Source organism: Actinoplanes italicus (assembly GCF_003001815.1).
In the GTDB taxonomy this organism is placed as follows: Bacteria; Actinomycetota; Actinomycetes; order Mycobacteriales; family Micromonosporaceae; genus Actinoplanes; species Actinoplanes italicus.
Genome location: NZ_PVMZ01000006.1, coordinates 356,580 through 380,273, shown reverse-complemented (window position 1 = coordinate 380,273; position 23,694 = coordinate 356,580). Strand labels below are relative to the sequence as shown.

18 protein-coding genes and 2 pseudogenes are annotated in these 23,694 nt (G+C 71.2%); 14 read left to right on the top strand and 6 right to left on the bottom strand.

Going from position 1 to position 23,694, the window contains the following annotated elements:
* Positions 1-13 precede the first annotated feature (13 nt).
* Positions 14-673, bottom strand: a complete 660-nt coding sequence (locus tag CLV67_RS17940; RefSeq protein ID WP_106319721.1) for a helix-turn-helix transcriptional regulator — start codon at positions 671-673, stop codon at positions 14-16.
* A gap of 89 nt (positions 674-762) precedes the next feature.
* Between CLV67_RS17940 and rimO the strand changes: the two genes are divergently transcribed.
* The 6 genes and pseudogenes from rimO to pspM form a co-directional block, all read left to right on the top strand.
* Complete coding sequence (gene rimO, locus CLV67_RS17935) at positions 763-2,220, top strand: 30S ribosomal protein S12 methylthiotransferase RimO (protein ID WP_106319719.1); 1,458 nt, start codon at positions 763-765, stop codon at positions 2,218-2,220.
* A complete protein-coding gene (gene pgsA, locus CLV67_RS17930) occupies positions 2,217-2,807 on the top strand; it encodes a CDP-diacylglycerol--glycerol-3-phosphate 3-phosphatidyltransferase (RefSeq protein WP_106319717.1) in 591 nt (196 codons plus the stop codon). The genes rimO and pgsA overlap by 4 nt, the downstream gene beginning before the upstream one ends.
* Before the next feature lie 9 nt (positions 2,808-2,816).
* The gene (locus tag CLV67_RS17925) at positions 2,817-3,308 is read left to right on the top strand and encodes a CinA family protein (protein ID WP_106319715.1); all 492 of its coding nucleotides are present in this window, start codon (positions 2,817-2,819) and stop codon (positions 3,306-3,308) included.
* A gap of 158 nt (positions 3,309-3,466) precedes the next feature.
* The gene (locus CLV67_RS17920) at positions 3,467-3,844 is read left to right on the top strand and encodes a helix-turn-helix domain-containing protein (RefSeq protein ID WP_106319713.1); all 378 of its coding nucleotides are present in this window, start codon (positions 3,467-3,469) and stop codon (positions 3,842-3,844) included.
* Positions 3,845-4,070: 226 nt separating this feature from the next.
* Positions 4,071-4,931: a PspA/IM30 family protein gene (locus CLV67_RS17915; RefSeq protein WP_106319711.1), complete on the top strand. Its 861-nt coding sequence runs from the start codon at positions 4,071-4,073 to the stop codon at positions 4,929-4,931.
* Positions 4,932-4,960: 29 nt separating this feature from the next.
* Positions 4,961-5,701: pseudogene (gene pspM, locus CLV67_RS17910) on the top strand (phage shock envelope stress response protein PspM); the annotation flags it as partial.
* Positions 5,702-6,019: 318 nt separating this feature from the next.
* Here the strand turns inward: pspM and CLV67_RS17905 are convergent.
* Entirely contained in the window at positions 6,020-6,808 is a 789-nt protein-coding gene (locus CLV67_RS17905) for a DNA-formamidopyrimidine glycosylase family protein (protein ID WP_106319709.1), read from the bottom strand.
* A 73-nt stretch (positions 6,809-6,881) separates the two neighbouring features.
* On the opposite strand from CLV67_RS17905, the gene CLV67_RS17900 reads away from it, so the two are divergent.
* Positions 6,882-7,619 carry an N-acetyltransferase gene (locus tag CLV67_RS17900; protein ID WP_106319707.1) on the top strand — a complete coding sequence of 246 codons (738 nt, stop codon included), beginning with the start codon at positions 6,882-6,884 and terminating at the stop codon, positions 7,617-7,619.
* 88 nt (positions 7,620-7,707) lie between these two features.
* On the opposite strand, the gene CLV67_RS17895 is transcribed toward CLV67_RS17900, so the two are convergent.
* Positions 7,708-8,496, bottom strand: a complete 789-nt coding sequence (locus CLV67_RS17895; RefSeq protein ID WP_106319705.1) for an SAM hydrolase/SAM-dependent halogenase family protein — start codon at positions 8,494-8,496, stop codon at positions 7,708-7,710.
* Between the two features lie 73 nt (positions 8,497-8,569).
* Between CLV67_RS17895 and CLV67_RS17890 the strand changes: the two genes are divergently transcribed.
* Positions 8,570-9,499: an LLM class F420-dependent oxidoreductase gene (locus CLV67_RS17890; RefSeq protein ID WP_106319883.1), complete on the top strand. Its 930-nt coding sequence runs from the start codon at positions 8,570-8,572 to the stop codon at positions 9,497-9,499.
* A gap of 479 nt (positions 9,500-9,978) precedes the next feature.
* Here CLV67_RS17890 and CLV67_RS17885 read toward each other — a convergent pair whose 3' ends face one another.
* Complete coding sequence (locus tag CLV67_RS17885; protein WP_428839484.1) at positions 9,979-14,526, bottom strand: ATP-dependent helicase; 4,548 nt, start codon at positions 14,524-14,526, stop codon at positions 9,979-9,981.
* A gap of 266 nt (positions 14,527-14,792) precedes the next feature.
* Between CLV67_RS17885 and CLV67_RS17880 the strand changes: the two are divergent.
* A pseudogene (locus CLV67_RS17880) lies at positions 14,793-15,530 on the top strand (serine/threonine-protein kinase); the annotation flags it as partial.
* Positions 15,531-17,132: 1,602 nt separating this feature from the next.
* Complete coding sequence (locus CLV67_RS51960; RefSeq protein ID WP_170153896.1) at positions 17,133-18,122, top strand: hypothetical protein; 990 nt, start codon at positions 17,133-17,135, stop codon at positions 18,120-18,122.
* A 37-nt stretch (positions 18,123-18,159) separates the two neighbouring features.
* Here CLV67_RS51960 and leuE read toward each other — a convergent pair whose 3' ends face one another.
* Together leuE and CLV67_RS17870 are read right to left on the bottom strand one after the other, a co-directional pair.
* Positions 18,160-18,810 (bottom strand): leucine efflux protein LeuE, encoded by a 651-nt coding sequence (gene leuE, locus CLV67_RS17875; protein WP_106319702.1) that lies wholly within the window; start codon positions 18,808-18,810, stop codon positions 18,160-18,162.
* Between the two features lie 32 nt (positions 18,811-18,842).
* Positions 18,843-20,081 (bottom strand): bifunctional pyridoxamine 5'-phosphate oxidase family protein/GNAT family N-acetyltransferase, encoded by a 1,239-nt coding sequence (locus CLV67_RS17870; RefSeq protein ID WP_106319700.1) that lies wholly within the window; start codon positions 20,079-20,081, stop codon positions 18,843-18,845.
* Between the two features lie 60 nt (positions 20,082-20,141).
* Between CLV67_RS17870 and CLV67_RS17865 the strand changes: the two genes are divergently transcribed.
* The 4 genes from CLV67_RS17865 to recA all read left to right on the top strand — a co-directional run bounded on the left by CLV67_RS17865 (position 20,142) and on the right by recA (position 23,690).
* Positions 20,142-21,488, top strand: coding sequence for an aminotransferase class I/II-fold pyridoxal phosphate-dependent enzyme (locus tag CLV67_RS17865; protein ID WP_106319698.1), 1,347 nt, complete (start codon positions 20,142-20,144; stop codon positions 21,486-21,488).
* A gap of 58 nt (positions 21,489-21,546) precedes the next feature.
* Positions 21,547-22,209, top strand: a complete 663-nt coding sequence (locus tag CLV67_RS17860) for a UdgX family uracil-DNA binding protein (RefSeq protein WP_106319696.1) — start codon at positions 21,547-21,549, stop codon at positions 22,207-22,209.
* Positions 22,210-22,244: 35 nt separating this feature from the next.
* A complete protein-coding gene (locus CLV67_RS17855; protein WP_106319694.1) occupies positions 22,245-22,445 on the top strand; it encodes a DUF3046 domain-containing protein in 201 nt (66 codons plus the stop codon).
* A 195-nt stretch (positions 22,446-22,640) separates the two neighbouring features.
* Entirely contained in the window at positions 22,641-23,690 is a 1,050-nt protein-coding gene (recA, locus tag CLV67_RS17850) for a recombinase RecA (protein WP_106319692.1), read from the top strand.
* Positions 23,691-23,694 lie beyond the last annotated feature (4 nt).

Below are 23,694 nucleotides of genomic sequence, written 5' to 3'. Positions count from 1 at the left end.
CCGATTTCTAAAGTCAATCGGATTTAGTTTTAGATACGGTCACGCAGCATCTGCCGGGCGAGGGCTCCATCCGGGCGCACCACTCGCCGGCCAGTCCGGCGCCCTCCAGCAGGCCGCCGAGCATCGCCAGGTTCATCCCGCAGATCAGCGGCGGGAACTCCTCGGCGAGGCGGTGATAGGGGCAGTTGCGCAGCTCGATCCGCCCGTCCCCGTCGAGTGCCGGGGCGTAGCCGTTGTCGCTGAGCAGCGTCGTGACGTCCGGCGCTGGTCCGGCCTGCCGGCCGTGCGCCTCGGCCACCCGGTACAGCGTCTCCTCGCCGCCGGTGCGTTCCAGGGCCTCGGCGAGCAGTTCGGCGGCGCTGCGGTAGGCGCGCGGCGGCACGCTCACGGCGTGCTCCGCGGCGGAGAGCCGGTACAGCTTGGCGGGACGTCCGGCGCCCGGTCCGGTGCGGCCCGACCTGCGGGCGTACGACACCTCGAGCAACCCGGCATCGACGAGCTTGTCCAGGTGGAACGCGGCCAGCGTGCGGCCCACCCCGAGCGTCTCGGCCACCTCGTCACGCCCCCGCGGATCCGGCGCCGCGTCGGCCACCGCCTGGTACGCGGCGCGCCGCACCCGATCGGTCAGTGCGGACACGGCGTCGAGGTCGCCCAGGTGCTCGGGTGTGGTCACCCGTCGATCGTATTGCCAACTCGATTTGTCGCTAGAGTCCCGGCCGTGCGGAGGAAGGGCTCGTGCGAGCGGCCCGGTAACCTTGTCGGGTGTCTGGAACTCCTCCCACCCGCCGTGTCGCCCTGCTGACCCTGGGCTGTGCCCGTAACGAGGTCGACTCGGAAGAGCTGGCCGCCCGCCTCGACGCCGGCGGCTGGGAGGTCGGCACCGATGCAGAGGGCGCCGACGTGGTCGTCGTGAACACCTGCGGCTTCGTCGAGAAGGCCAAGCAGGACTCGATCGACACCCTGCTCGCGGCCGCTGACACCGGCGCCAAGGTCGTGGCCGCCGGCTGCATGGCCGAGCGCTACGGCAAAGAGCTGGCCGACAACCTGCCCGAGGCCAACGCGGTGCTCGGCTTCGACGACTACACCGACATCACCGACCGCCTGGAGAGCGTGCTGCGCGGTGAGAGCCACGTCTCACACGTTCCGCGCGACCGCCGCGAGCTGCTCCCGATCACGCCGGTCGAGCGGCACGCCGCCAAGGTGGTCGTGCCCGGCCACGCCACGGTCGACGAGCACACCCCGGCCCACCTGCGCACCGTGCTGCGCCGCCGGCTCGACACCGGCCCGGTCGCCTCGCTCAAGCTGGCCAGCGGCTGCGACCGGCGCTGCGCGTTCTGCGCGATCCCGGCCTTCCGCGGCGCGTTCGTCTCGCGCGACCCGCAGGAGCTGCTCGCCGAGGCCGAGTGGCTGGCCAAGACCGGCGTGCGCGAGCTGGTCCTGGTCAGTGAGAACAGCACGTCGTACGGCAAGGACCTGGGCGACCCGCGCCTGCTGGAGAAACTGCTGCCACAGCTCGCCGCGGTCGACGGCATCGTCCGGGTCCGGGCCAGTTATCTGCAGCCCGCCGAGACCCGCCCCGGCCTGGTCGAGGCGATCGCCACCACGCCCGGTGTGGCCGCCTACTTCGACCTGTCCTTCCAGCACTCCAGCGAGCCGGTGCTGCGCCGGATGCGCCGCTTCGGCTCGACCGACCGCTTCCTGGAGCTGCTCGACTCGGCCCGCAAGCTGGCGCCCATGGCGGGCGCGCGGAGCAACTTCATCGTCGGGTTCCCCGGCGAGACCAAGCAGGACGTCGACGAGCTGATCCGCTTCCTCACCGAGGCCCGGCTGGACGCGATCGGCGTCTTCGACTACAGCGACGAGGACGGCACCGAGGCGGCCGGCCTGGACCGCAAGATCAGCGAGAGCACGATCAAGCGGCGGTACGAGAAGGTCGTCGCCCTGGCCGAGGAGCTGTGTGCCCAGCGGGCCGAAGATCGGATCGGCAACACCGTCGAGGTGCTCGTCGACACGATCGACGACGGCGAGATCGAGGGCCGCGCCGAGCACCAGGCTCCCGAGGTCGACGGCTCCACCACCCTGGTGAGCGGCGACCAGGGCGTCGATCTCGCCGCTCTGCGCCCCGGTGACCTGGTGCGGGCCCGCGTCACGGGCACCGAGGGCGTGGACCTGATCGCGGTGCCGATGGAGATGATCTCGGCAGCGCCGGTGATCCGGTGACCAACGAGCCGGTGCCCGCGCCGCGCGTGGTGTCGCTCTACAACGCCGCCAACGCGCTGACCGTGGTCCGGATCGTGCTGGTGCCGGTCTTCCTGGCACTGGTCGTCGTCTCCGAGATGAACGACCCGGACTGGCGGATGGCCGCCTGCCTGGCGTTCTGCATCGCCGCGGCGACCGACTTCGCGGACGGCTGGATCGCCCGCAGATGGCACCTGGTCACCTCCTTCGGCAAGGTCGCCGACCCGATCGCGGACAAGGCCCTGACCGGCACGGCACTGGTTCTGCTCTCCCTCTACGGCCCGCTGCCCTGGTGGGTGACCGTGCCGATCCTGATCCGTGAGTGGGGCGTGACCGCCCTGCGGTTCTGGGTCATCCGGTACGGCATCATTCCCGCCTCACGGGGTGGCAAGCTCAAGACCGGGCTCCAGACCCTCGCCATCGCGTGGTACCTGTGGCCCGTTCCGGAGCCGTTCCATCTCGTGGGCGTGGTGCTCATGGGCGCCGCGCTGGTGGTCACCGTGGTCACCGGCGCCGACTATGTGCTGCAGGCCCTGAGGCTGCGGCGGGCGGCCCGCGAGAAGTCCTAGGAGGTCCCGATGGAGATGTCCGTGGCGGCCGCCGCGGCCGTGCACGCCCTCGTCGATCGCCGGGAGACCGTGGCGACGGCCGAGTCGCTCACCGGTGGCCTGGTGGCCGCGACGATCGTCGAGATCCCCGGGGTGAGCGCCGTCTACCGCGGCGGGTTCGTGGTGTATGCCACCGACCTCAAGGCGCGCCTCGCGGGCGTACCGCAGGAGCTTCTGGACGAGCGGGGCCCGGTTGACGGTGACGTGGCCGCCGCCCTGGCCCAGGGTGTCCGGGAACGCTGCGGCGCGGACTGGGGCCTGGCCACCACCGGTGTCGCGGGCCCGGACCCGCAGGACGGCAAGCCGGTCGGGCTCGTCTATGTCGCGGTCGCCGATCGGGCCGGGGCCACGGTGCGCGAATTGAAACTGGACGGAAACCGGGAAGCCGTCCGCACCGAAAGTGTGACGGCCGTCCTGCAATTGCTGACCGACTCTCTCCGCGCCCTGCCGGCGCGGCTTTGAGCTGGGAATACTTCCGGCCGTGCGCGAGTTGTCCGGTTCGATGGCGAGTCGGCCGGTCCGGGAATTCGGCGGGGCGGGATGTCGGCGCGGCTCGCGCCAGGTACGGTTGCGGGAAGCCTCCGGCGTCAGCCGGCGGCGAGCCCGCAGGAGGAGGTGCCATGGTCCTGCTACGCCGCGTTATCGGCGACGCACTTCGTGCGCGCCGGCAGGGGCAGCACCGCACGCTGCGCGAGGTGTCGACCGCCGCGAACGTCAGCCTGGGATATCTGTCCGAGATCGAGCGTGGGCAGAAGGAGGCGTCCAGCGAGCTGTTAGCCGCCATCTGTGACGCACTCGGCGCCCGCCTCTCCGAGTTGCTCAGTGAGGTCAGCAACACGCTGGCGCTCGCCGAGAACATGGAGGGTGTGCTCGTCCCCATCGAGGAGAAGGCCGCCTCCGACGGGGATGTCGCCGTCAAGGTTCGCCAGGAGTCGCCGCTGAAGGCGACGTTGCACGCGACCCGCAAACCGAAGCGGGACATCGTCTACGCCGCCTGATCATGAAGACGTCAGGGCCGGGCCGTTCCCTTGGGAGCAGTCCGGCCTTCTTCGTGCCTCGCCCATGTGACTCAGGGCGGCGTAGCCTCGATGCCAGGGGAGACCCTGAGATCCCCCTGACGACACGTGACGCAGCTGGCGTCCGGCTGTCACGATGGGTTTCGCGTCACCGACAGATCCAGCGGTGACGCGTCCGACGGAGCGACATTTGAGGGGACACCACGAGATGGCGAATCCGTTCGTCAAGGGCTGGCACTACGTGATGGCGCTCTTCGGCGCGAAGATCGACGAGTACGCCGACCCGAAGGTCCAGATCCAGCAGGCCATCGAGGACGCTCAGCGCCAGCACCAGGCTCTCGTGCAGCAGGCCGCGGCCGTCATCGGCAACCAGCGGCAGCTCGAGATGAAGCTGTCCCGGCAGATGTCCGAGGTCGAGAAGCTTCAGGGCATGGCCCGCCAGGCTCTGGTGCTCGCCGACCGGGCCCGCGCCGCCGGTGACGAGTCCGAGGCGCAGAAGTACGAGCAGACCGCACAGACCCTGGCCACCCAGCTGGTCGCCGGTGAGCAGTCGATGGAGGACCTGAAGACCCTCCACGACCAGGCTCTCGGCGCGGCCGGACAGGCCCGCAAGGCGGTCGAGAACAACGCCATGATCCTCCAGCAGCGCATCGCCGAGCGGTCCCGTCTGCTCAGCCAGCTCGAGCAGGCCAAGATGCAGGAGACCGTGGCCAAGTCTCTCGAGTCGATGTCGCAGCTCGCCGCGCCGGGCAACACCCCGTCTCTGGACCAGGTGCGCGACAAGATCGAGCAGCGCTACGCGAACGCCATGGGCCGCGCGGAGCTGGCCTCCAACTCGGTCGAGGGCCGCATGCTGGAGGTGCAGAAGTCCAGCCTGGACCTGGCCGGCGCCTCCCGCCTGGAGCAGATCCGGTCCAGCATGGCGGGCGAGAAGCTCGGTGGCGCCGCGGCACAGCCGGCCGTCGACCAGCCGGCCACCCCGACCGCCGACCCGGCGAGCGTCGCGCGTCTCGACGAGATCCGCGCCAGCCTGAACCAGAAGCGCGGCGACACCAGCGCGGCCGGCTGACCGGCACCCAACGCGGGAGAGGAGCGACGGTGGACGAGCGGGCCAAGTATTTCCGGCGGCTCAAACGGCTGCGTGGGGCCGCGCGGCGGTGGAGCGTGATGGGCGGTGGCCTGACCGCTGCCGCGCTCGTCATGACGCCGTACGCGGGGATCGGCCCCGGCGACGCCGCCTGGGCGGCCGGAGCCGGCGCGTCGGTCGTCCTCGCCTGGTGGCGCTGGAAAGATCACCGCGAGCTGGCCGCCACCCCGGCGCCGCCGCCCTCCCTGCCGGAGGACAAGCTCAGTGCCGCCCTGCAGCGGTTCCCCGCCGGCCGCACCGTGCTGCGGGAGGTCCGGCGCCAGCGCAACCGTTTCGCGCTGCGCGGTTCCGTGATCGCCGACGCGTGGGAGCGGCTCGAGCGGGCCTCGCACACCATGGCCGGGCTGGCCGGCCGGCTCACCGGGGTGGGGGAGACCGCGCTGCTCGAGGCGGCGACCGCCGAGCGGTGGCTACGCGATCTCGGGCAGCGGGCGGCCAGTGTCGAGCGGGCCATCCCCCTGGGGCAGTCGGGGCAGCGTGACGCCCTGGTCGAGTCGCACGCCGGGCTGGCCGAGCAGTTCAGTGAGGGCGTCGAGGCCTACGAGCAGCTGGTCGCCGCGGCCGCGAGTTACGTGGCCGAGGACGGGCATCCGCTCGCCGAGACGCGCCACCCGGTCTACTTCAGCCTCGTCGACGCGGCCGACAAGCTGCGCGGCATCGCCGAGGGCCTGGCCGAGCTGCGGACCGGCGATATCCGGGTGCCCCCTGCCGCCCGATCCGCGCCGCGCCCGGCATCAGACCCGTTCGGGTCGGCATCAGACTCCTTCGGGACGGCATCAGACCCCTTCCTGACGGCATCAGATCCGACGGAGCCCTTCCGTTCGGCGTCCAGCCCGACCGAGCCTCTCCGCTCTCCGTCCGGCCCGACCGAGTCCTTCCGTGCCGCGTCTGGCCCGGGGGGCGCCGCCTACTCCACGTCCGACCCGCTCAGCGCGTCCGACGAGCTCCGGGAGACGCGCGCCGGGGAGTCACGCCGACCACCGGGCTCGCGGTCCCCAGCGGCCGGCTGATCACGGCTCCGGCTGGCAGCGGGGGCACCAGTACGTGATCCGCTCGCCCTGGTCCGCCTTGCGGATCGCCGTGCCGCACCGGCGGCACGGCTGGGCGCGACGGCCGTACACATAACTGGTCTCGCCCTTGCGTAGCGAACCGGTGGTGGTCTGCGTCCAACGGCCGCGGTTGGAGGCGACGAGTTTCTGCGCCAGCTCGACCGTGCCGGTGAGGTCGGCGACACCCGAGACCGGTGTCCATGGCCACAGGCCCCGCAGGAACAGCGTCTCGGCCTTGTACAGGTTGCCCACCCCGGCGAGGTTCCGCTGGTCCAGCAGCGCCTCGGCGATCGACGTGGACTGATCGGCGGAGATCCGGCGTACCGCCTCGGCCGGATCCCAGTCGGCGCCCAGCAGGTCCGGTCCGAGGTGGCCGACCAGACTGTCCTCGTCGGCCGTCGGGACCAGGGAGATCTCGTGCAGGTGATAGCCGACCGCCACCGATCGGGCCGTGCGCAGCACCACCCGGATCAGGTGGGCGGGCCGCCCGGTCCAGCGTTCGCCCGGGGCGTAGGCACGCCAGGCGCCCTCCATCCGTAGATGTGAGTGGAGGGTGTGCGGCGGACGACCGTCACGGGTCAGGCGCAGCAGCAGGTGTTTGCCGCGGCTGGCCGACTCGGCGACCGTCCAGCCGTTCAGGTCCGTCGTCGCCAGGCGTGGGACCCGGAAGTCGGAGCCGGTCAGGGTTTCCCCGGTCAGGGCCTTCTCCAGAACCCGGGCGGTGTTCCAGACGGTGTCACCTTCCGGCATGCCCTCATTCTGCCCCGGCCCGGGGCGTCGAAACCGGATGCCGGCCGTGCGGCGCGGCTGACATCCTGCCCGCATGGATCTGGACATCGCCCCGGTCGGGGACCGGCTGGAGCTCTACGCGGAACTCGACGGAGGCTGGCCCGAGTTCATGACCAAGGATCCGACCGGAGCCTTCTACTACCGTTACGCCGACCGGTTCTGGCCGGACTTCGCGCTGCTCGCGGTCGATCGGGACACCGGCCGGGCGGTGGCCAAGGCGCATTCCGTGCCGCTGGCCTACGACGGGGACATCACCGAGGGGCTGCCCGAGGGTGGCTGGGACTGGGTGTGCCGCACGGCCCTGCACGACAGCCTTGGCGGCGCCGAGCCGACCATGGTGTCCGCCTTGGAGATCAACATCCGCTCCGACCTGCGCGGGTCCGGCCTGTCCGGGCTGATGCTCACGGCCATGCGCGACAACGCGGCACGGCACGGCTTCACCGACCTGGTCGCGCCGGTCCGGCCCAGCGGCAAACCCGACGAGATCAACAGACCCATCGGGGAGTACGCCTACGCGACCCGCCCCGACGGCCTGCCGATCGACCCGTGGCTGCGGGTGCACGTGCGGGCCGGGGCGTCGATCCTCAATGTGGCGCACTACAGCATGAGCTTCGCGGGGACGCTTCCGCAGTGGCGATCGTGGACCGGGTTGCCGTTCGACCGTACGGGGCCGGTGGAGGTGCCGGGAGCGCTGTCCCCGATCCACTGCGATGTCGCCCAGAACCATGCCGTCTACATCGAACCCAACGTCTGGGTCCACCACCGCATCTGACGCTCACGCTGTCAGCGCATGGATCTTGGTGGCTGTGTCACACCGCTGTCTCGGCGGGCTTGAGACAGCGGTGTGACACAGCCGGGTTTCAGCGGGCGGTGATGCGGACGGTGTCGCCGGGGACGACCGAGAGCAGCACGACGGCGCGGCCGTTGTTGACGGCGATCGCCACGCGGTCGGCGGAGTCGGCGAAGACGAGCAGCTCACCGACGTTCACGTCGGCGAACGTGGTGCCGCGCCGGGCCCGGACCCCACCGTTCACCAGCAGCTCCGAACCGAGACCGGAGAGCGCCGACCCGTCCGCGGCGAGCTGCACGTTGCCGAACCGGTCGACGGTGAGGACCTCGGCCTCGATCCAGCCGTCCCCGATCGTCACGTGCGGGTCGGGCAGGCGGGTCAGGCTCGCCGGATCGATCGCGGGACCGGCCTGCTCGGGTGCGGCACCGGCAGCCAGGTGCGCCGCGGCAGGGGCGAAGAGGTCCCGCCCGTGAAAGGTGCGGGAGACGTCGCCGAACGTCCAGTCCTTGTTGTCCAGCTCATGCGCGGCGGTGATGCCGCCGAGGGCCTCGGCGGCCCAGATCAGCAGTCCGTTGTCCGGGCCGACCAGGAGCCCGTTCGGCGTGGTCAGCACGATGCCGCGGCGGGCCGTGCCGACGCCGGGGTCGACCACCGCCAGGTGCACGGAGGCCGGCAGGTGGGGCGCGGTCTGCGCCAGGACGGCCGCACCCCGGGCGACGTCAGCCGGCGGGACATGATGAGTGACGTCGATCACTTTGATGTCGGGAGCGACCCGCGCGATCGAGCCATGGCAGGCGGCGACAAAGCCGTCAAAGGTGCCGTAATCGGTAGTGAAGCTGATCCATCCATAACCGGCCATGGTGGTCAACGTTACTGCCTGTTGTTGTTCGATGTGGTACGGGCACGCCGGGGCGTCGTGGCAGTGTTGGGCCATGCGTCTCGTGATCTTCACCGAACCCCAGCAGGGCGCCACCCACGACGATCTCCTGCGTGTCGCCAAGGCCGCCGAGGACGGCGGCTACGACGGGTTCTTCCGCTCCGACCACTACCTCAAGATGGGCGACGGCTCCGGCCTGCCCGGGCCCACCGACGCGTGGATCACGCTGGCCGCCCTGGCCGTGCAGACCTCCCGCATCCGGCTCGGCACGCTGGTCAGCTCCGCCACCTTCCGGCTGCCCGGCCCGCTGGCGATCGCGGTGGCCCAGGTCGACGCCATGAGCGGCGGACGAATCGAGTTCGGCCTCGGCGGCGGCTGGTTCGAGGACGAGCACACCGCCTACGGCATCCCGTTCCCGTCGCTCGGTGAACGCTTCGACCGTCTCGAGGAACAGCTGGAGATCATCACCGGCCTGTGGGAGACGCCCGAGGGGTCCACCTACGACTTCAAGGGCAAGCACTACCAGGTCGGCAACTCGCCCGCGCTGCCCAAGCCGGTGCAGACCCCGCGCCCGCCCGTCATCATCGGCGGCCACGGCAAGAAGCGCACGCCGTACCTGGCCGCACGCTATGCCACCGAGTTCAACGTCCCCTTCTCCAAGATCGAGGACATTCCGGCACAGTACGACCGGGTCCGCGCCGCCTCCGACGCGCTGGGCCGCACCGAACCGCCCGCCTTCTCCGCGGCCGCCGTCCTCTGCGTCGGCCGCGACGACGCCGAGGTGAAGCGTCGCGCCGCCGCGATCGGCCGGGAGGCCGACGAGATGCGCACCAACGGCGGCGTCGTCGGAACCCCGGCCGAGGCCGTCGACGCCATCCGTCGCTACGCCGAGGCCGGAGCGTCCCGCCTCTTCCTGCAGGTCCTCGACCTGTCCGACCTCGACCACATCGACCTGGTCGCCTCTGCGGTGGCCCCGCAGCTCTGACGCCACGCGCCGCTGGGGCGGCCGTCATCTGGAGGGCCGCGCCAGCAGTGCGACCGCACGCCGTCCCGGTTGACCAAAGCCGTCCCGGTTGACCAAAGCCGTCCGGCGGACCAAAGCCGTCCGGCGGACCAACGCCGTCCGGCGCCCCTGACGTCCCGGCCGTGCCGTGTCGACCCCGCCCTTTCGGTGCTTCCCCGGGTCCTGCCGTCCGGCGGATCGGTTCGGGCCGTGCCACTCCGGCGAGCCGGTCCGGGCCAACCGTCCCGACGGGGCGTCCGGCGACCCATGGCCCACTGAGCCGTGATACCGGTACTCCGCTGCGGCCCCGGCGACCACGGCCTACCGGCGCTTCCCACTCGCGGCTTCAATGCGCCACAGTGTTCCGCCGACTGTCCACGAGCGTGCACCCGCCCAGCGTGCCCACGTTCTGCTGGGTTGGGCTCTGCTGTTCGGACGTCGCGGGCTCGGTGGCGGTGGGGTCAGGCTCGCAGCCGGAGGCCCCGGGGTGTGGTGCGGAAACCGGCCGTGGTGAGGGCGTCCCGCAGTGGTGAGGCGTGCACCGACTCGCCGTCGGCGCGTTCCACCGACATCGGGCCCAGCGCGCCCGATCGGACCGCGCCGGCCAGACCGTGGGCGGCCCGGGTGAGCAGGTCGGTGTCGTCAGAGAAGGACAGCAGGGTGCGTCCCCCGCGCTCGACGTAGAGGACCAGGGCGCCGCCGGACAGCACCACCAGGGCACCCGCTTTGCGGCCGGCTCGATGACCGGCTTTGGCGACCGGCTCGCCGCTGCCGCTGTCGACGATCCGCTCCGGCCATGGCAGCGCCGCCCCGTACGGGTTGGCCGGGTCGGTCGACGCCAGCACTACCGCGGGGGCCGTGTCACGGCGTTCGTCGTCGGGTTCGCTGAGTGCCCGCAATCGGTCCACCGCGCCGGGCACCGCGAACTGCGCCGCCCCGAGTCCTTCGACGAAATAGCCACGCCGGGCCGCCCCGCGTTCCTCCAGAGCCGCCAGCACCGGATAGACCGCCGCGAACCCGCCGGTCACCCCCTCGGCCACCGCCGCGCCGCGGGTCACCACACCGTGCCGCTCCAACAGCACGTCGGCGACCGCCGCCGCCCGCCGGGTCGGGTCCAGATCGCGCTCGGGAAGCCGGGACCAGCGGCCCGCCATGTTCGGTGGGCCACCGCGGGCCGGCATCGATGGTCGTCCGGGACGGCGGTACCGCGCGCGGGCCGGAGCCGCTTTCGCCTTGTGCGCGCCGCTGCCGCCGAGCAGGGCCCGCAGCGGCGCGAAGGTGTCGTTGGTCAGGTGGCCGGCCCACACCAGGTCCCACACGGCCGCGGACAGTTCGGTGTCGTCGGTCGAGCCGACCCGGTCGGAGAGCGACCGGAAGAACAGGGCCTGCCCGCCGTCGAGCGCGTCGAGGACGGACTGGTGCAGTGGCGTCGCCGCGAACTCCTCATCGGGTGGTGGCAGCAGCAGCGGGGCGCTCTCCGCATACGCCAGGGTCACCCAGCCGTCCCCTCCGGCGATCGACCCGGAACCGGCCCAGAGCACTTCACCGGAGGCGCACAGCTCGTCCAGCTGTGGTGCCGCGTAGTCGGCCACCCTGGCCGGAAGCACGAGCCGTTCCCACGCCGACGCCGGCACCGCCACGCCCTGGATCTGCTCGAGCGCGGCGGCGAGCGCGTCAACGCCACGGGCGTTGCCGCCCACCTGCTGCCAGCGGGGCAGGAAGGTGGCCAGGATCCGGGGTGGCACCGGTTCGATCTCGCGGCGCAGCGCGGCCAGCGAGCGCCGGCGCAGCATCCGCAGCACCTCGGCGTCACACCACTCGGTCCCGGCGCCGCCGGGGGAGAACTCGCCGGAGGTGACCCGGCCGGTGGCGCTGAGCCGTTTGAGGGCCTGCTCGACGACGAAGACGCCGAGCCCGAACCGGGCCGCGCAGGTCGCCGCCGCGAACGGCCCGTGCGTGCGGGCCCAGCGGGCGACCAGGTCACCGAGCGGGTCGGCGACCGGCTCGAGATAGGCCTCCGGAACACCGACCGGTAGCGCCACGCCGAGCGCGTCGCGGTAGCGCCCGGCGTCGTCGATGCCGATCCAGCGGTCCTCGCCGGCCACCCGCACGCGGATCGCCCGGCGGGCCGCGGCGAGTGCTTCCACCCACTCCTCGGGCACACCTCGAACGGCCAGTTCGGCCGCGGACAGGTCACCGAGGAGCCGGAGCAGCTCGGCCGCGTCCTCGGCGTCGCGTGGGGTGCGCTGTGCTGTGAGCCACTGCAGCTGGGTCTCGGTCTCGGCGACGACCTCGGGGTCGAGCAGTTCCCGCAGATCGACCCGGCCCAGCAGCTCGCCGAGCAGGGTCGAGTCGAGGGCGAGCGCGGCGGCCCGGCGCTCGGCCAGTGGCGCGTCACCCTCGTAGAGGAACGCGCCCACGTAACCGAACAACAGCGACCGGGCGAACGGCGACGGCCGCGCGGTCTCGGCCTCGACCAGCCGGACCTTGCGCCCGGCGATCTCCCGCATCAGACCGGTCAGGCCGGGCACGTCGAAGACATCCTGCAGGCACTCGCGAGCGGCCTCCAGCGTCACCGGGAAGTCGGCGAACTCCCGCGCCACGTCGAGCAGCTGCGCCGACCGCTGACGCTGCTGCCAGAGCGGCTGGCGGCGGCGCGGGTCACGTCGGGGCAGCAGCAGAGAGCGGGCGGCGCATTCGCGGAACCGGGACGCGAACAGCGCCGACGTGCCGACCGACTCCTCGACCAGCTGGACGATCTCCTCCGGGTCGAAGGCGATCAGGTCGCTGCCGGGTGGCTCCTCCGCGGTGTCCGGCAGGCGTACGACGATGCCGTCGTCGGAGGGCATGACCTGGCCGTCCACGCCGTATCGCTCGGTCAGCCGGCGGGCGATGGCCAGAGCCCACGGCGCGTTCACCCGGGCACCCAGCACACAGTGCACGGTCATCCGCCAGTCGCCGAGCTCGTCGCGGAAGCGTTCGACCACGACGGTCCGGTCGTCGGGCAGATACCGGGTCGACTCACGCTGCTCACGCAGATAGGCCACCAGGTTTCCGGCCGCCCACTCGTCGAGCCCCGACTCGCGCAGCGCGGTGGTGGCCGCCTCGTCGCCGGCCTTGACCAGTGAGCGCAGGCGGGCGCCGATCGCACGGCCCAGCTCGATCGGGCGGCCCGGCGAGTCACCCTTCCAGAACGGCATCCTGGCTGGTGCGCCGGGAGCGGGGGAGACCAGCACCCGGTCGGGGGTGATGTCCTCGATGCGCCAGGACGTCGAGCCGAGCAGGAACACGTCGCCCACCCGGGACTCGTAGACCATCTCCTCGTCGAGCTCGCCCACCCGGGAGGCACGCTCCGAGCCGGCCAGGAACACCCCGAACGTGCCGCGGTCGGGGATGGTGCCGCCACTGGTCACGGCGAGACGCTGCGCGCCCGGCCGGCCGGTGAGCCGGTCGGTGGCCCGGTCCCAGACCAGGCGTGGGCGCAACTCGGCGAACGCGGTGGACGGATAGCGCCCGGACAGCATGTCGAGCACGGCGTGCAGCGCCGACGACGGCAGCTCGGCGAACGGCGCCGCCCGCCGGACCAGCGCCGCCAGATCGTCGACCTGCCACTCGTCGAGCGCCGTCAACGCGACGATCTGCTGAGCCAGCACGTCCAGTGGATTGCGTGGGCAGCGCAGCTCCTCGATCGCGCCGTCGCCCATCCGCTCGGCCACCACAGCACAGGACAGCAGGTCCCCGCGATGCTTCGGGAAGACCACGCCCCGGGACACCGCACCCACCTGGTGCCCGGCCCGGCCGATGCGCTGCAGACCGGCCGCGACCGACGGTGGCGCCTCGATCTGCACCACGAGATCGACCGCACCCATGTCGATGCCCAGCTCCAGGCTCGACGTCGCCACCACCGCCGGGAGCAGCCCGGATTTCAGCGCCTCCTCGATCTGTTTGCGTTCCTCGCGGGAGACGCTGCCGTGGTGGGCCCGGGCCACGACCGGTGGCGCGCCGCGGGTGCCGCCGGCCTGCGCCATGATCTCCGCGGGTGTGCGGTACCCGGCGGGGACCTGTGCCGACTCGGGATCGGCGCGCTCGGCGGCGAGCTCGTTGAGACGGGCGCAGAGCCGCTCGGACCCCCGCCGTGAATTCGTGAACACGATCGTCGACCGATGCGCCTGGATCAGGTCGAGCACCCGCTCCTCGACGGCCGGCCAGATCGACGGCGTGTGCCGCCCGGAACCCGGATCGTCCTGATCGGGATCCGGCCTCTCGTCGAGGCGTGTCATGTCCTCCACGGGGACCTCGACCGTCACCTCGATCGTCTTCGCGCTGCGTGGCTGCACGATCTCGACATCGTGGGCACCGCCGAGGAACCGGGCGGTCTCGTCGATCGGCCGGACGGTCGCGGACAGACCCACCCGTTGGGCGGGGCGTTCCAGAAGGGCGTCCAGCCGCTCCAGCGAGAGCGCCAGATGCGCGCCCCGTTTGGTAGCCGCGACGGCGTGCACCTCGTCGAGGATCACTGTCTGGACGCCTCGCAGCGACTCCCGCGCAGCTGATGTGAGCAGCAGGAACAGCGACTCCGGAGTGGTGATCAGAATGTCCGGCGGGGTGCGGGCGAAGCCGCGCCGCTCCTCGGCCGGGGTGTCGCCGGTGCGCATGCCCACGGTGATCTCCGGCGGTGGCAGACCGAGCCTCCCGGCCGCCTGCCGGATCCCGGTCAACGGCGCCCGGAGGTTGCGCTCCACGTCAACGGCCAGCGCTTTCAGAGGGCTCACGTAAAGCACGCGGCATCGATGCCGGACCTGCTCCGGAGCCGGCTCGCGGGCCAGCCGGTCGAGCGACCACAGGAAGGCCGCCAGCGTCTTGCCGGAACCGGTTGGGGCCACCACCAGGGCGTTGTGCCCCGCACCGATCGCCCGCCACGCTCCGGTCTGAGCGGCGGTGGGCGCGGCGAAGGCGGCCGTGAACCACTCACGTGTGGCCGGACCGAACTTCTCTAGCACCTCTCGCACGCCTCACATCCTGCCCCGGGGGTATGACAGAAAACCCGCGTGCGGACGCGACGCCGGTCCGGAAGACCGGGAAAACCCGACTTCTTCTGCTGTACGGGTGGAGCGCGCGCCCTTACTCGGCAGGTGGCGGAGCGCGTAGCCGTACCCAAGAAAGATCTTGAAGGGTTTTCGGATCCTGCAGGCGCTGAGCGGGGGCCGGGTGAGCGTCGTTCCTTGGGCGGTCTGTGCGTGATTATCCTGATACCCGACGTGATGGGTGGGTGCCGATGGCGGTCAGGCAGATGCTCGTCGCAGACCGGTACCGCCTTCTGGAACCGGTCGGCGCCGGCGGGATGGGCCGGGTCTGGCTGGCCCGGGACGAGATGCTGCACCGCGACGTGGCCGTCAAGGAAATCGTGCCGCCCTCGTGGATGTCCGATGCTGAACAGCACCGCATGCATGCTCGGACCCTCCGTGAGGCACGCAGCGCCGCTCGTCTCAACCATCCGCACGTGGTCCGGATCTACGACGTCGTGCACGCCGAGGGCCTGTCCTGGATCGTCATGGAGTACGTGCCGTCCCGTTCGCTCCATCAGGTCCTCAATGAAGACGGGCCGTACGAGCCGGCGGTCGCCGCACGAATCGGCCTGGCCGTGCTCGACGCGCTCGCCGCCGCGCACCGAGCCGGTGTCCTCCATCGTGACGTGAAACCGCACAACGTGCTGATCGGTACCGACGGTCGCGTGGTTCTGACCGATTTTGGTCTGGCCACCTTCGTCGGTGACGGTTCGGTGACCGCTCCCGGGCTGATCGTCGGCTCGCCGCAGTACGTCTCTCCGGAACGCGCCCGCAACGGTGCGTCCACCGTCGAGTCCGACCTCTGGTCCCTCGGCGCGACCCTCTACGCCTCGGTCGAGGGGCACTCCCCGTATGCCCGGGAGACCGCGATGGCGACCCTTGCCGCCCTGGCCACCGAACCACCCGATCCGCCCGTCCGGGCCGGGCCGCTCGCCGCCGTCCTCGACGGTCTGCTGCGGTACGAGCCCACCAGCCGACTGACCGTCCCCGAGATCGAACGCCGGCTTCGCATGATCGTGTTCAGCGATCCGCGGGAGATACCGTTCCTGCCTCGCCAGGACCGTTCCGGGACGGCGAGGAAGCCCTCCGGACAGGCCGTCTTCACAACCCCTTCCCGGCCGGATCCCGTGGCGCCGGAGCCGGCCGGTTCTGTCGCGGCGCCGGGGCCGGCCGGTTCTGTGGCGGCGCCGGGGCCGGCCGGTTCTGTCGCGGCGCCGGGGCCGGATCTCACCAGTTCTGTCGCGGGGGCGGGGCCGGGTGCCGCCGGTTTTGTCGCGGGGGCGGGGCCCGATCTCACCGGTTTTGTCGCGGGGGTGGGGTCGGGGCCGGATACCACGGCGCCGGAGCCGGTCGGTTCGGCTGCCTCGTCCGGGCTGGATCCGGCGGGCTCGGAGGGGACGGTTCCCGCGGCATCGGGGCGTTCCGGCGTGGGCGATTCCGGATCGGACCGGCCCACCGGCCCGTCGCGGGGCACGGCCACCGTGACCGGCCGGCACCCCCAGCAGCCACCGCCGGCCTGGCCGCCGATACCGCCGGGGAGTCCGGCGCGGCCGGCTGGTAACGAACGGCCCCCTACCGGCCACGAGCGGCCCCCGACCGGTCACGAGCGGCCCCCTACCGGCCACGAGCGGCCTTCGGCCGGTCACGAGCGGCCTTCGGCCGGTCACGAGCGGCCGTCGCCCCGCCAGTTGCGGCGGGCCGTTGCTCCCGCGGCCCCGCCTGACGTGGACACCCGTCGTCCCGGGCCGCGGCCGGCTCCACGTCAAGGGGGTTCCGTGCCCGCCGGAAGCGTTCCGGAGCAGGCCGACATCCCGTCCGGTACGCCACGGGAGGAGCCCGGTCCGGACCTCACCGGTGCCGCTCTCGAACATTCTGAGCAGGCGAGCCAGTCGGTTCCCGCGGCATCTCCCGTCGCGTCGGCCGATGATCCGGCCGCGCCGGTCGGCCCGTCGTCACCCGAGGCGGAACGTCACCCTGCGGATGTCGTTTCGTCTACGGCATCCGGTTCGGCGGCGTTTCCCGGCTCGTCCGCAGATCCTGGCGTGTCCCTCCATCCCGTCCTGCCCGTCGATACCGGCTCGTCCGTGCAGTCTGGATCCGATCGTCACCCCGTCGATGGTGGATCGCCCACCCTGGCTCGTGGCAGTTCGGCTGATCCGAGCCATGGCGGCTCGCCTGCCTCGGCCGAAGTTGGTTCGCCTGCTTCGAGCCATGGCGGTTCCTCTGCCTCGGCTGAAGTTGGTTCGTCTGCTTCGAGCCATGGCGGTTCCCCTGTCCCGGCTGAAGCTGGTTCGCCTGCCTTGTCCGATGCCGATCCTCGGCCGGTGGATGATGGCTCGTCCGTGGCCGTCGATGCTGATCAGGGGTCGGATGCCGGGGTTCTTGCTTCCGGGAGCGCTGACCAGAGCTCGGCGGACGGTCCGTCGTCGCCTTCCGAGACGTCTGCCGAGGTCGACTCGACCGGGACAGGAGGTTTCGATCGCTCCTCGGCATCCGGCTCCGACGGGCCGGAAACCGCAGGAGTTTCCCACCCTCCGGGACAAGCCCTGGTGCGGGCCGGTGCCAGGGCCGGTGCTGCCGCTGGTGCCAGCGGGCGGCGATCACGCCGCCGCCGGTTCGGGCGTCCGGCGCCGATTCGCGTCACCCCGGCCCGGCTCACGGTGACCGGACTCGTGGTGCTGTTGCTCGGCGGCAGCCTGGTGGCCGGCTATGTGGCCGAGCTGACCGGTGCCCGGCCGCAGGTGTTTCTCCCGTCACCGCTGTCCTCCACATCTTCGTCCATGCCCGCCCAGCCATCCGGCCAGCAACCGGGGGGCACCGCGCCCGGGCCGGTACCGACCTCTCCGCCTCTCGTCCCGGTAGTGCCGGGCCCCACCACGGGCCTGCCGGTCTCCCCGTCAGCCCTGGCGGTGTCCCCGTCCGGCCCGGAGTTGTCCCCGTCCGGCTCCGCGTTGTCCGGGACGGCCCCCGCCACGGAACCGGTCACTCCGGACGGGCGAACGTTCTCTCCCCTGGCCTGCGAGACATCACCGGCCGAGAGCCTGCCCTTCACCCCGCTCCCGGGCTCCGCCCGCGGGGTCAACGGCTGGAAGCTGCAGGCCGGCTGGTCCTACTTCACCGACGGCTCCGGTTTCCACATCGCCGTGCCCGACGGGTGGACCCACGAGCGCATCGGTTCGACACACTGCTTCCGGAGTCCACGCAGCACCCGGGTGATGACCGTCGACACCGGGCGGGACCCGGCCGACGATCCGTTGACGGCATCCCGTGCCGCGGAACGCCGTCTCGCCGCCTCGGGTGACCTGTCCGAATACGAACTGATCGGTCTCGCCTCGGTGCCGTTGCTGAACCGCGCCGCCGACTGGGAGTACCGATACCAGACGTCGGCCGGCGCGGCCCGGCACACCGTCGTCCGATGGTTCCTCACCGGACGCAAGGCCTACGTGCTCGGCTGGAGTACGCCGGAGAAGACCTGGAAATCCGACCTGAGCCGGATCCAGATGATCCGCAGCACCTTCTACTCCAGCGCGCCCCGGTGAGGTCCTCGACTGCGCCGGGGCGCCGAGCGGCTCGTGTTCAGCCGGCGCTGGCGGTGGCCAGCTTGATGCCGAAGCCCACGAAGAGGGCGCCCACCGCAGTCGTCGCCCCGGCCGCCAGGCGGCGCCGCTGCCGGAACTGCCCGGCGAGGTACCGCCCGCCGAAGATCAGCGCGGACAGGTAGAGCGCACTGAAGAACTGCACCACCGCACCGAGGATCAGGAAGGACACCTCGGGGTGGGCATACCCCGGCTCGACGAACTGGATGAAGAACGAGATGAAGAACAGGATGGCCTTCGGGTTGAGCAGGCTGATCACGGCCGCACGGCGGAACGGGCGCTGCAACTGAGCGGGTGGCTCCTCGACGGCCACCGCCGGCTCCGCGCGGTGCCGCCATCGGCTCCAGGCGCTGCGGATGATGTTGACGCCGACCCATCCCAGGTAAGCCGCACCCGCGTACTTCAGGATCAGGAACAGGGGTGGGTAGGCACCCAGCAGCGATGCCACGCCAGTCGCGGAGAGCACCATGAGAACCGTGTCACCGAGGAAGACGCCACCGGCCGCCCGGTAACCGGCGCGGACGCCCCGTTGTGCGGCCACCGACAACACGAAGATCGAGTTGGGGCCGGGCAGCAGGATGATGGCCACCACACCGAGCACGTACGTCCAGAAATCGGTGATGCCCAGCATCGGTCAGCCTTCCTTGAAGATCAGGGAGTGATTCATCCCGCCGCAAGCCGGTCACGCAGCCGCCGCGCGGCGGCGGGCCATTCATCCGCGGTCATCGCGAACACTACGGTGTCGCGCCAGGTGCCGTCCGGACGCCTGCGCTGGCGACGGATCAGCCCGTCCCGGCTCGCGCCCAGACGGGCGATCGCGTTCTGGGAGCGTTCGTTGAGGATGTCCGTGTACCAGAACACACGCTCGGCTCCGAGTACGTCGAAGGCCCGCTCCAGGAGCATCAGTTTCGCCTCGGTGTTGACGCCGGTCCGCCACCACTTTCGCCCGACCATGGTGTGGCCGATGCCGAGGGCACGCAGGTTCGTGTCGATGTCGTGGTACGTGGTCATACCGATCACGGCGCCGCTGGCCGGGTCGATCTGCGCCCACCCGCACCGCTGGCCCAGCCACTGACCGCGCAGCACCCCAGCGATGTCCTCGGTCAGCGCGTCGGGTGTGCGCGGACGCGGGTACGGGATGTGCCGCCAGACCTCCTCGTCGTCCAGCGCCTCGAACAGACCCGGCGCATGGCCGGGTGTGAGGGGCTCGAGGCGTACGTGCCGGCCCTCCAGCACGACCGGTGTCTGCCACTGTGAAGGGGAACCGGGCAGGTAGGACGGTGGTGCGGCAGCCACACCAGGCTCGGTCACCGGTGGACCGGCGACCGTCCGGAGGGGCAGGACACCGGCCCAGTGCGGCAGATCCAGATCCTCCGGGTCGTCCCCGACGCCGCCGGAACGCGCCCGGACGGACACCTCGGCCAATGGCAGCGCGAGGACGGTGGTCTGCGCCAGCTCCTGGCGGGTGGGTGGACGGCTGTCGGTGGATCGGCCCGGCCCGACCTTGTCGGCCAGCGCGTAGAGGACACGGAGCTTCTCGGCGGCGTCGGTGACCGGGCGGGCGATGCCGAGGGCGACCACCGAACGGTAGTTGGCGCTGTGGTTGAACTGTGATCGTGCGTACACCAGACCGTCCAGGAGCGTGACGGTCACGCACACCGCGACCCCGTCGCCCCGTGCGGCCAGGCCGAGCCGTGCACCGGTGGATCCGTGCAGGTAGAGGGTGTCGTCGATACGGACGTGCAGATTGGGCAGGACGCGGGGCTCACCGTCCACGACGAAGCCCACCGAACAGTCATACGCCTCGTCGAGAATCGCGTGGGCGGCCTCGCGTTCATAGCGCATCCGCTTGCGGGTGCGGGTGGCTGTCGTGCGATCGGTGGGTGTGTAGAGGTCGGTCATCGGAGCCTCCCCGGCGTGTTCCGCTTGCGTGATCTCCTGTACTAGTACAGGATTCCATCTGTGGCAGAACAATATCAGGTGACCGGAGCGACCGCCGCCGAGATTTCGGCCAGCATCGAGACCGGCGTCATGCGGGGCGACTGGGTGTTCGGAGCGGCGCTTCCGTCGGTACGGGTTCTTGCGAGCTCTCTGCACGTCAGCCCGGCCACGGTCGCCAAGGCGTACCAGGAACTGCGCCAGCGTGGCGTGATCGAGACCGCGGGCCGTCGCGGCACCCGGGTCCGGCCCCGTCCGGCGGTGTCCGCGCCGCGGTCCGGGCTGCGCACCCCGATTCCGGCCGGGGTGCGTGACCTCTCCTCCGGTGAGCCCGACCTGCGGCTGCTGCCACCGCTGGCACCCGCGCTGGCCGCGGCCGCGACCATGGCCGCCCCGACGCAGGGCTACGCCTCGGCGGTCACGATGCCCGAGCTGGCCGACGCGGCGCGTCCGCGTCTGCTCGCCGAGGGCGTGCCGGTCGCCGACGCCGGGATCGTGGTCACCTCGGGGGCGCTCGACTCGATCGAACGGGTGTTGAACGCGCATCTCCGACCAGGTGACACGGTCGCGATCGAGGACCCCGCCTGGGCGGCGCTGATCGACCTGCTGGCAGCCCTCGGCCTGCGCGCGGCGCCGGTGGCCGTCGACGACGAGGGGCCCGATCCGGAGTCGCTCGAAGCCGCGCTGCGATCCGGCGCCCGGGCCGTGGTGGTCACCGTCCGAGCACAGAACCCGACCGGCGTCGCGGTGAGCGCCACGCGCGCCGCGCGCCTCCGCGAGCTGCTGGGCGATCATCCCGGTGTCCTGGTCATCGAGGACGACCACGCTGCCGAGCTCGCCGAACACGGACCGCAGTGCATCGGTCCGGTGACGGGCAGCTGGGCGTTCGTGCGTTCGGCCTCGAAACCGTTCGGCCCCGATCTGCGTATTGCCGTTCTGGCCGGGGACGAGACGACGGTCGCCCGTGTCGCCGGGCGGATGCGGATCGGTATGGGCTGGGTCTCCACCGTGCTGCAGCGGATGCTGGTGTGGCTGTGGCACGACCCCGAGGTGACCGCGCTGGTCGGCAGGGCTGCGCAAATCTATGGCGTACGCCGTCGTGCGCTGCGCGAGGCACTTCGGGCGGTGGGCGTCGACGCGTCCGGCGACACCGGCATCAACGTCTGGGTTCCGGTGCCGGACGAGACGCGGGCCGTCGCCATGCTTCGTGACCAGGGTTTCGCCGTGGCCGCGGGCGCGCTCTTCCGGCTTGAGTCACGGCCCGGGATCCGCATCACGATCAGCACGCTCGGGCAGGAGGAGACGGCTGATCTGGCACGCGCGGTGGCGCTGGCCGTCCACCCCGCCGGAGTCACGTCGCCGATGAGGTGACCACCGGGAGGGTTACACCGGGCGGAATGTTGTCGGGGGGTAGGGGTAGAACGTTGCCATGCAGAGGACGGACGCGCCGATCGGCGCGCAGCAGTGGGTGCCGCCGCACCCGCGGAGCATCGACGAGCTGAAGCCGGCGGCGGCGGATTGTCACGGCTGCGAGCTGTACGAGAACGCGACCCAGACCGTGTTCGGCCGCGGAGCACCGCACGCGAAGATCGTCTTCGTCGGCGAGCAGCCCGGCGACGTCGAGGACCGGCACGGCCTGCCGTTCGTCGGTCCGGCCGGACGGCTGCTCCGGGACGCGGTGGACGATGCCGGCATCGACCCGGCTGAGCTCTACATCACCAACGCCGTGAAGCACTTCCGCTTCGAGCTGCGGGGCGGCCGCCGGATCCACCAGAACCCGGGCCCGGCTCACATCACCGCCTGCCGACCCTGGCTCGTGTCCGAGTTCTCCCTGCTCAAGCCGAAACTCGTGGTGATCCTCGGCGCGACGGCGGGCAAGGCGCTGCTCGGTCCGTCGTTCCGGGTCACCAGGTCGCGTGGACAGCTGATGCCCTGGCCCGCCTCGGCCCAGCACCCCGAGGACTTCCCGGTGGCGGAGATCCAGGCGATCGCCACGATCCATCCGTCCGCCGTGCTGCGGGCCGACGACCGGGAGACCGCCTACCGCGGGCTCGTCGACGATCTGCGGGTGGCGGCCGCGGCGGTCGCCTGAGTTCGGCCGGAACCCTCCCTGGGTACCCTTTCCCGGTGCGGTTGACAGACTTCTGGGAACGCCTGGAACAGAGCTTCGGCTCCGCCTATGCCCACAGCATCGCGGCCGACCATGCCTTCACGGAGCTCGGTGGCCGAACCATCGACGAGGCGATCACCAAGGGTATTGATACCGCTACTATCTGGCGAGCCGTGGTGGCGGCTTACCCCGATCGGGTGCCTTCACGGCTACGCTGAGCTGCTTTCGTACGCATGTTCTGGCGTGTCTCTCGATCGTCGTACAGGTGTTCGGCTATTGTCCACAGCGGCTCGGTCATCCACAGCACACGACAGGGCGAAGGATTTTTGTCGTACCCCTCGCCTAACGTGTCGACCGTGGTGAACAAAAGCTCGTCGACGAAGAGCACGAAGTCGAATACAGGGGTGGCGGGAATGGCGGCAGGACCTGATCGGGAGAAAGCGCTCGAACTAGCGCTGGCACAGATTGACAAGCAGTTCGGCAAGGGCTCGGTGATGCGGCTCGGGGAGCGCCCGGTCATGCAGATGGCCGTCATCCCCACCAGCTCCATCGCCCTCGATGTGGCGCTCGGCGTCGGCGGTCTGCCGCGCGGCCGGGTCATCGAGGTCTACGGTCCCGAGTCGAGCGGTAAGACGACGGTCGCCCTGCACGCGGTGGCCAACGCGCAGAAGGCTGGCGGCCTTGCGGCGTTCATCGACGCCGAGCACGCCCTCGACCCGGAGTACGCGCGGGCCCTCGGCGTCGACACCGACGCGCTTCTGGTCTCTCAGCCCGACACCGGTGAGCAGGCTCTGGAGATCGCGGACATGCTGATCCGCTCCGGCGCCCTCGACATCATCGTCATCGACTCGGTGGCGGCTCTCGTGCCGCGTGCCGAGATCGAGGGTGAGATGGGTGACAGTCACGTCGGTCTGCAGGCGCGGCTGATGAGCCAGGCGCTCCGCAAGATCACCGGTATCCTCAACAACTCGGGTACCACCGCCATCTTCATCAACCAGCTCCGCGAGAAGATCGGCGTCATGTTCGGCTCGCCCGAGACCACGACCGGTGGTCGCGCGCTGAAGTTCTACGCGTCGGTGCGTCTCGACGTCCGCCGCATCGAGAGCCTGAAGGACGGCACCGACGTCGTCGGTAACCGGACCCGGGTCAAGGTCGTCAAGAACAAGGTGGCCGCGCCGTTCAAGCAGGCCGAGTTCGACATCATGTACGGCAAGGGCATCTCGCGGGAGGGCTCGCTCATCGACGTGGGTGTCGAGCAGAGCATCATCCGCAAGTCCGGCGCCTGGTACACCTACGATGGCGACCAGCTCGGCCAGGGCAAGGAGAAGGCCCGGGAGTTCCTCAAGGAGAACCCGGACGTAGCCGCCGAGATCGAGAAGAAGATCCTGGAGAAGCTCGGCGTCGGTCAGGCTGGCGCGGGTGACGCCGCAGGTGGCCCCGAGCTGCCTCCGGTCGACTTCTGATCCG

Excerpts from the sequence above, each read along its gene's own strand:
- CLV67_RS17925 (WP_106319715.1), top strand. The coding sequence starts at position 2,817 with ATGGAGATGTCCGTGGCGGCCGCCGCGGCCGTGCACGCCCTCGTCGAT.
- CLV67_RS17920 (WP_106319713.1), top strand. The coding sequence starts at position 3,467 with ATGGTCCTGCTACGCCGCGTTATCGGCGACGCACTTCGTGCGCGCCGG.
- CLV67_RS17915 (WP_106319711.1), top strand. The coding sequence starts at position 4,071 with ATGGCGAATCCGTTCGTCAAGGGCTGGCACTACGTGATGGCGCTCTTC.
- CLV67_RS17905 (WP_106319709.1), bottom strand. The coding sequence starts at position 6,808 with ATGCCGGAAGGTGACACCGTCTGGAACACCGCCCGGGTTCTGGAGAAG.
- CLV67_RS17900 (WP_106319707.1), top strand. The coding sequence starts at position 6,882 with ATGGATCTGGACATCGCCCCGGTCGGGGACCGGCTGGAGCTCTACGCG.
- CLV67_RS17895 (WP_106319705.1), bottom strand. The coding sequence starts at position 8,496 with ATGGCCGGTTATGGATGGATCAGCTTCACTACCGATTACGGCACCTTT.
- CLV67_RS17890 (WP_106319883.1), top strand. The coding sequence starts at position 8,570 with ATGCGTCTCGTGATCTTCACCGAACCCCAGCAGGGCGCCACCCACGAC.
- leuE (WP_106319702.1), bottom strand. The coding sequence starts at position 18,810 with ATGCTGGGCATCACCGATTTCTGGACGTACGTGCTCGGTGTGGTGGCC.
- CLV67_RS17870 (WP_106319700.1), bottom strand. The coding sequence starts at position 20,081 with ATGACCGACCTCTACACACCCACCGATCGCACGACAGCCACCCGCACC.
- CLV67_RS17860 (WP_106319696.1), top strand. The coding sequence starts at position 21,547 with ATGCAGAGGACGGACGCGCCGATCGGCGCGCAGCAGTGGGTGCCGCCG.
- recA (WP_106319692.1), top strand. The coding sequence starts at position 22,641 with ATGGCGGCAGGACCTGATCGGGAGAAAGCGCTCGAACTAGCGCTGGCA.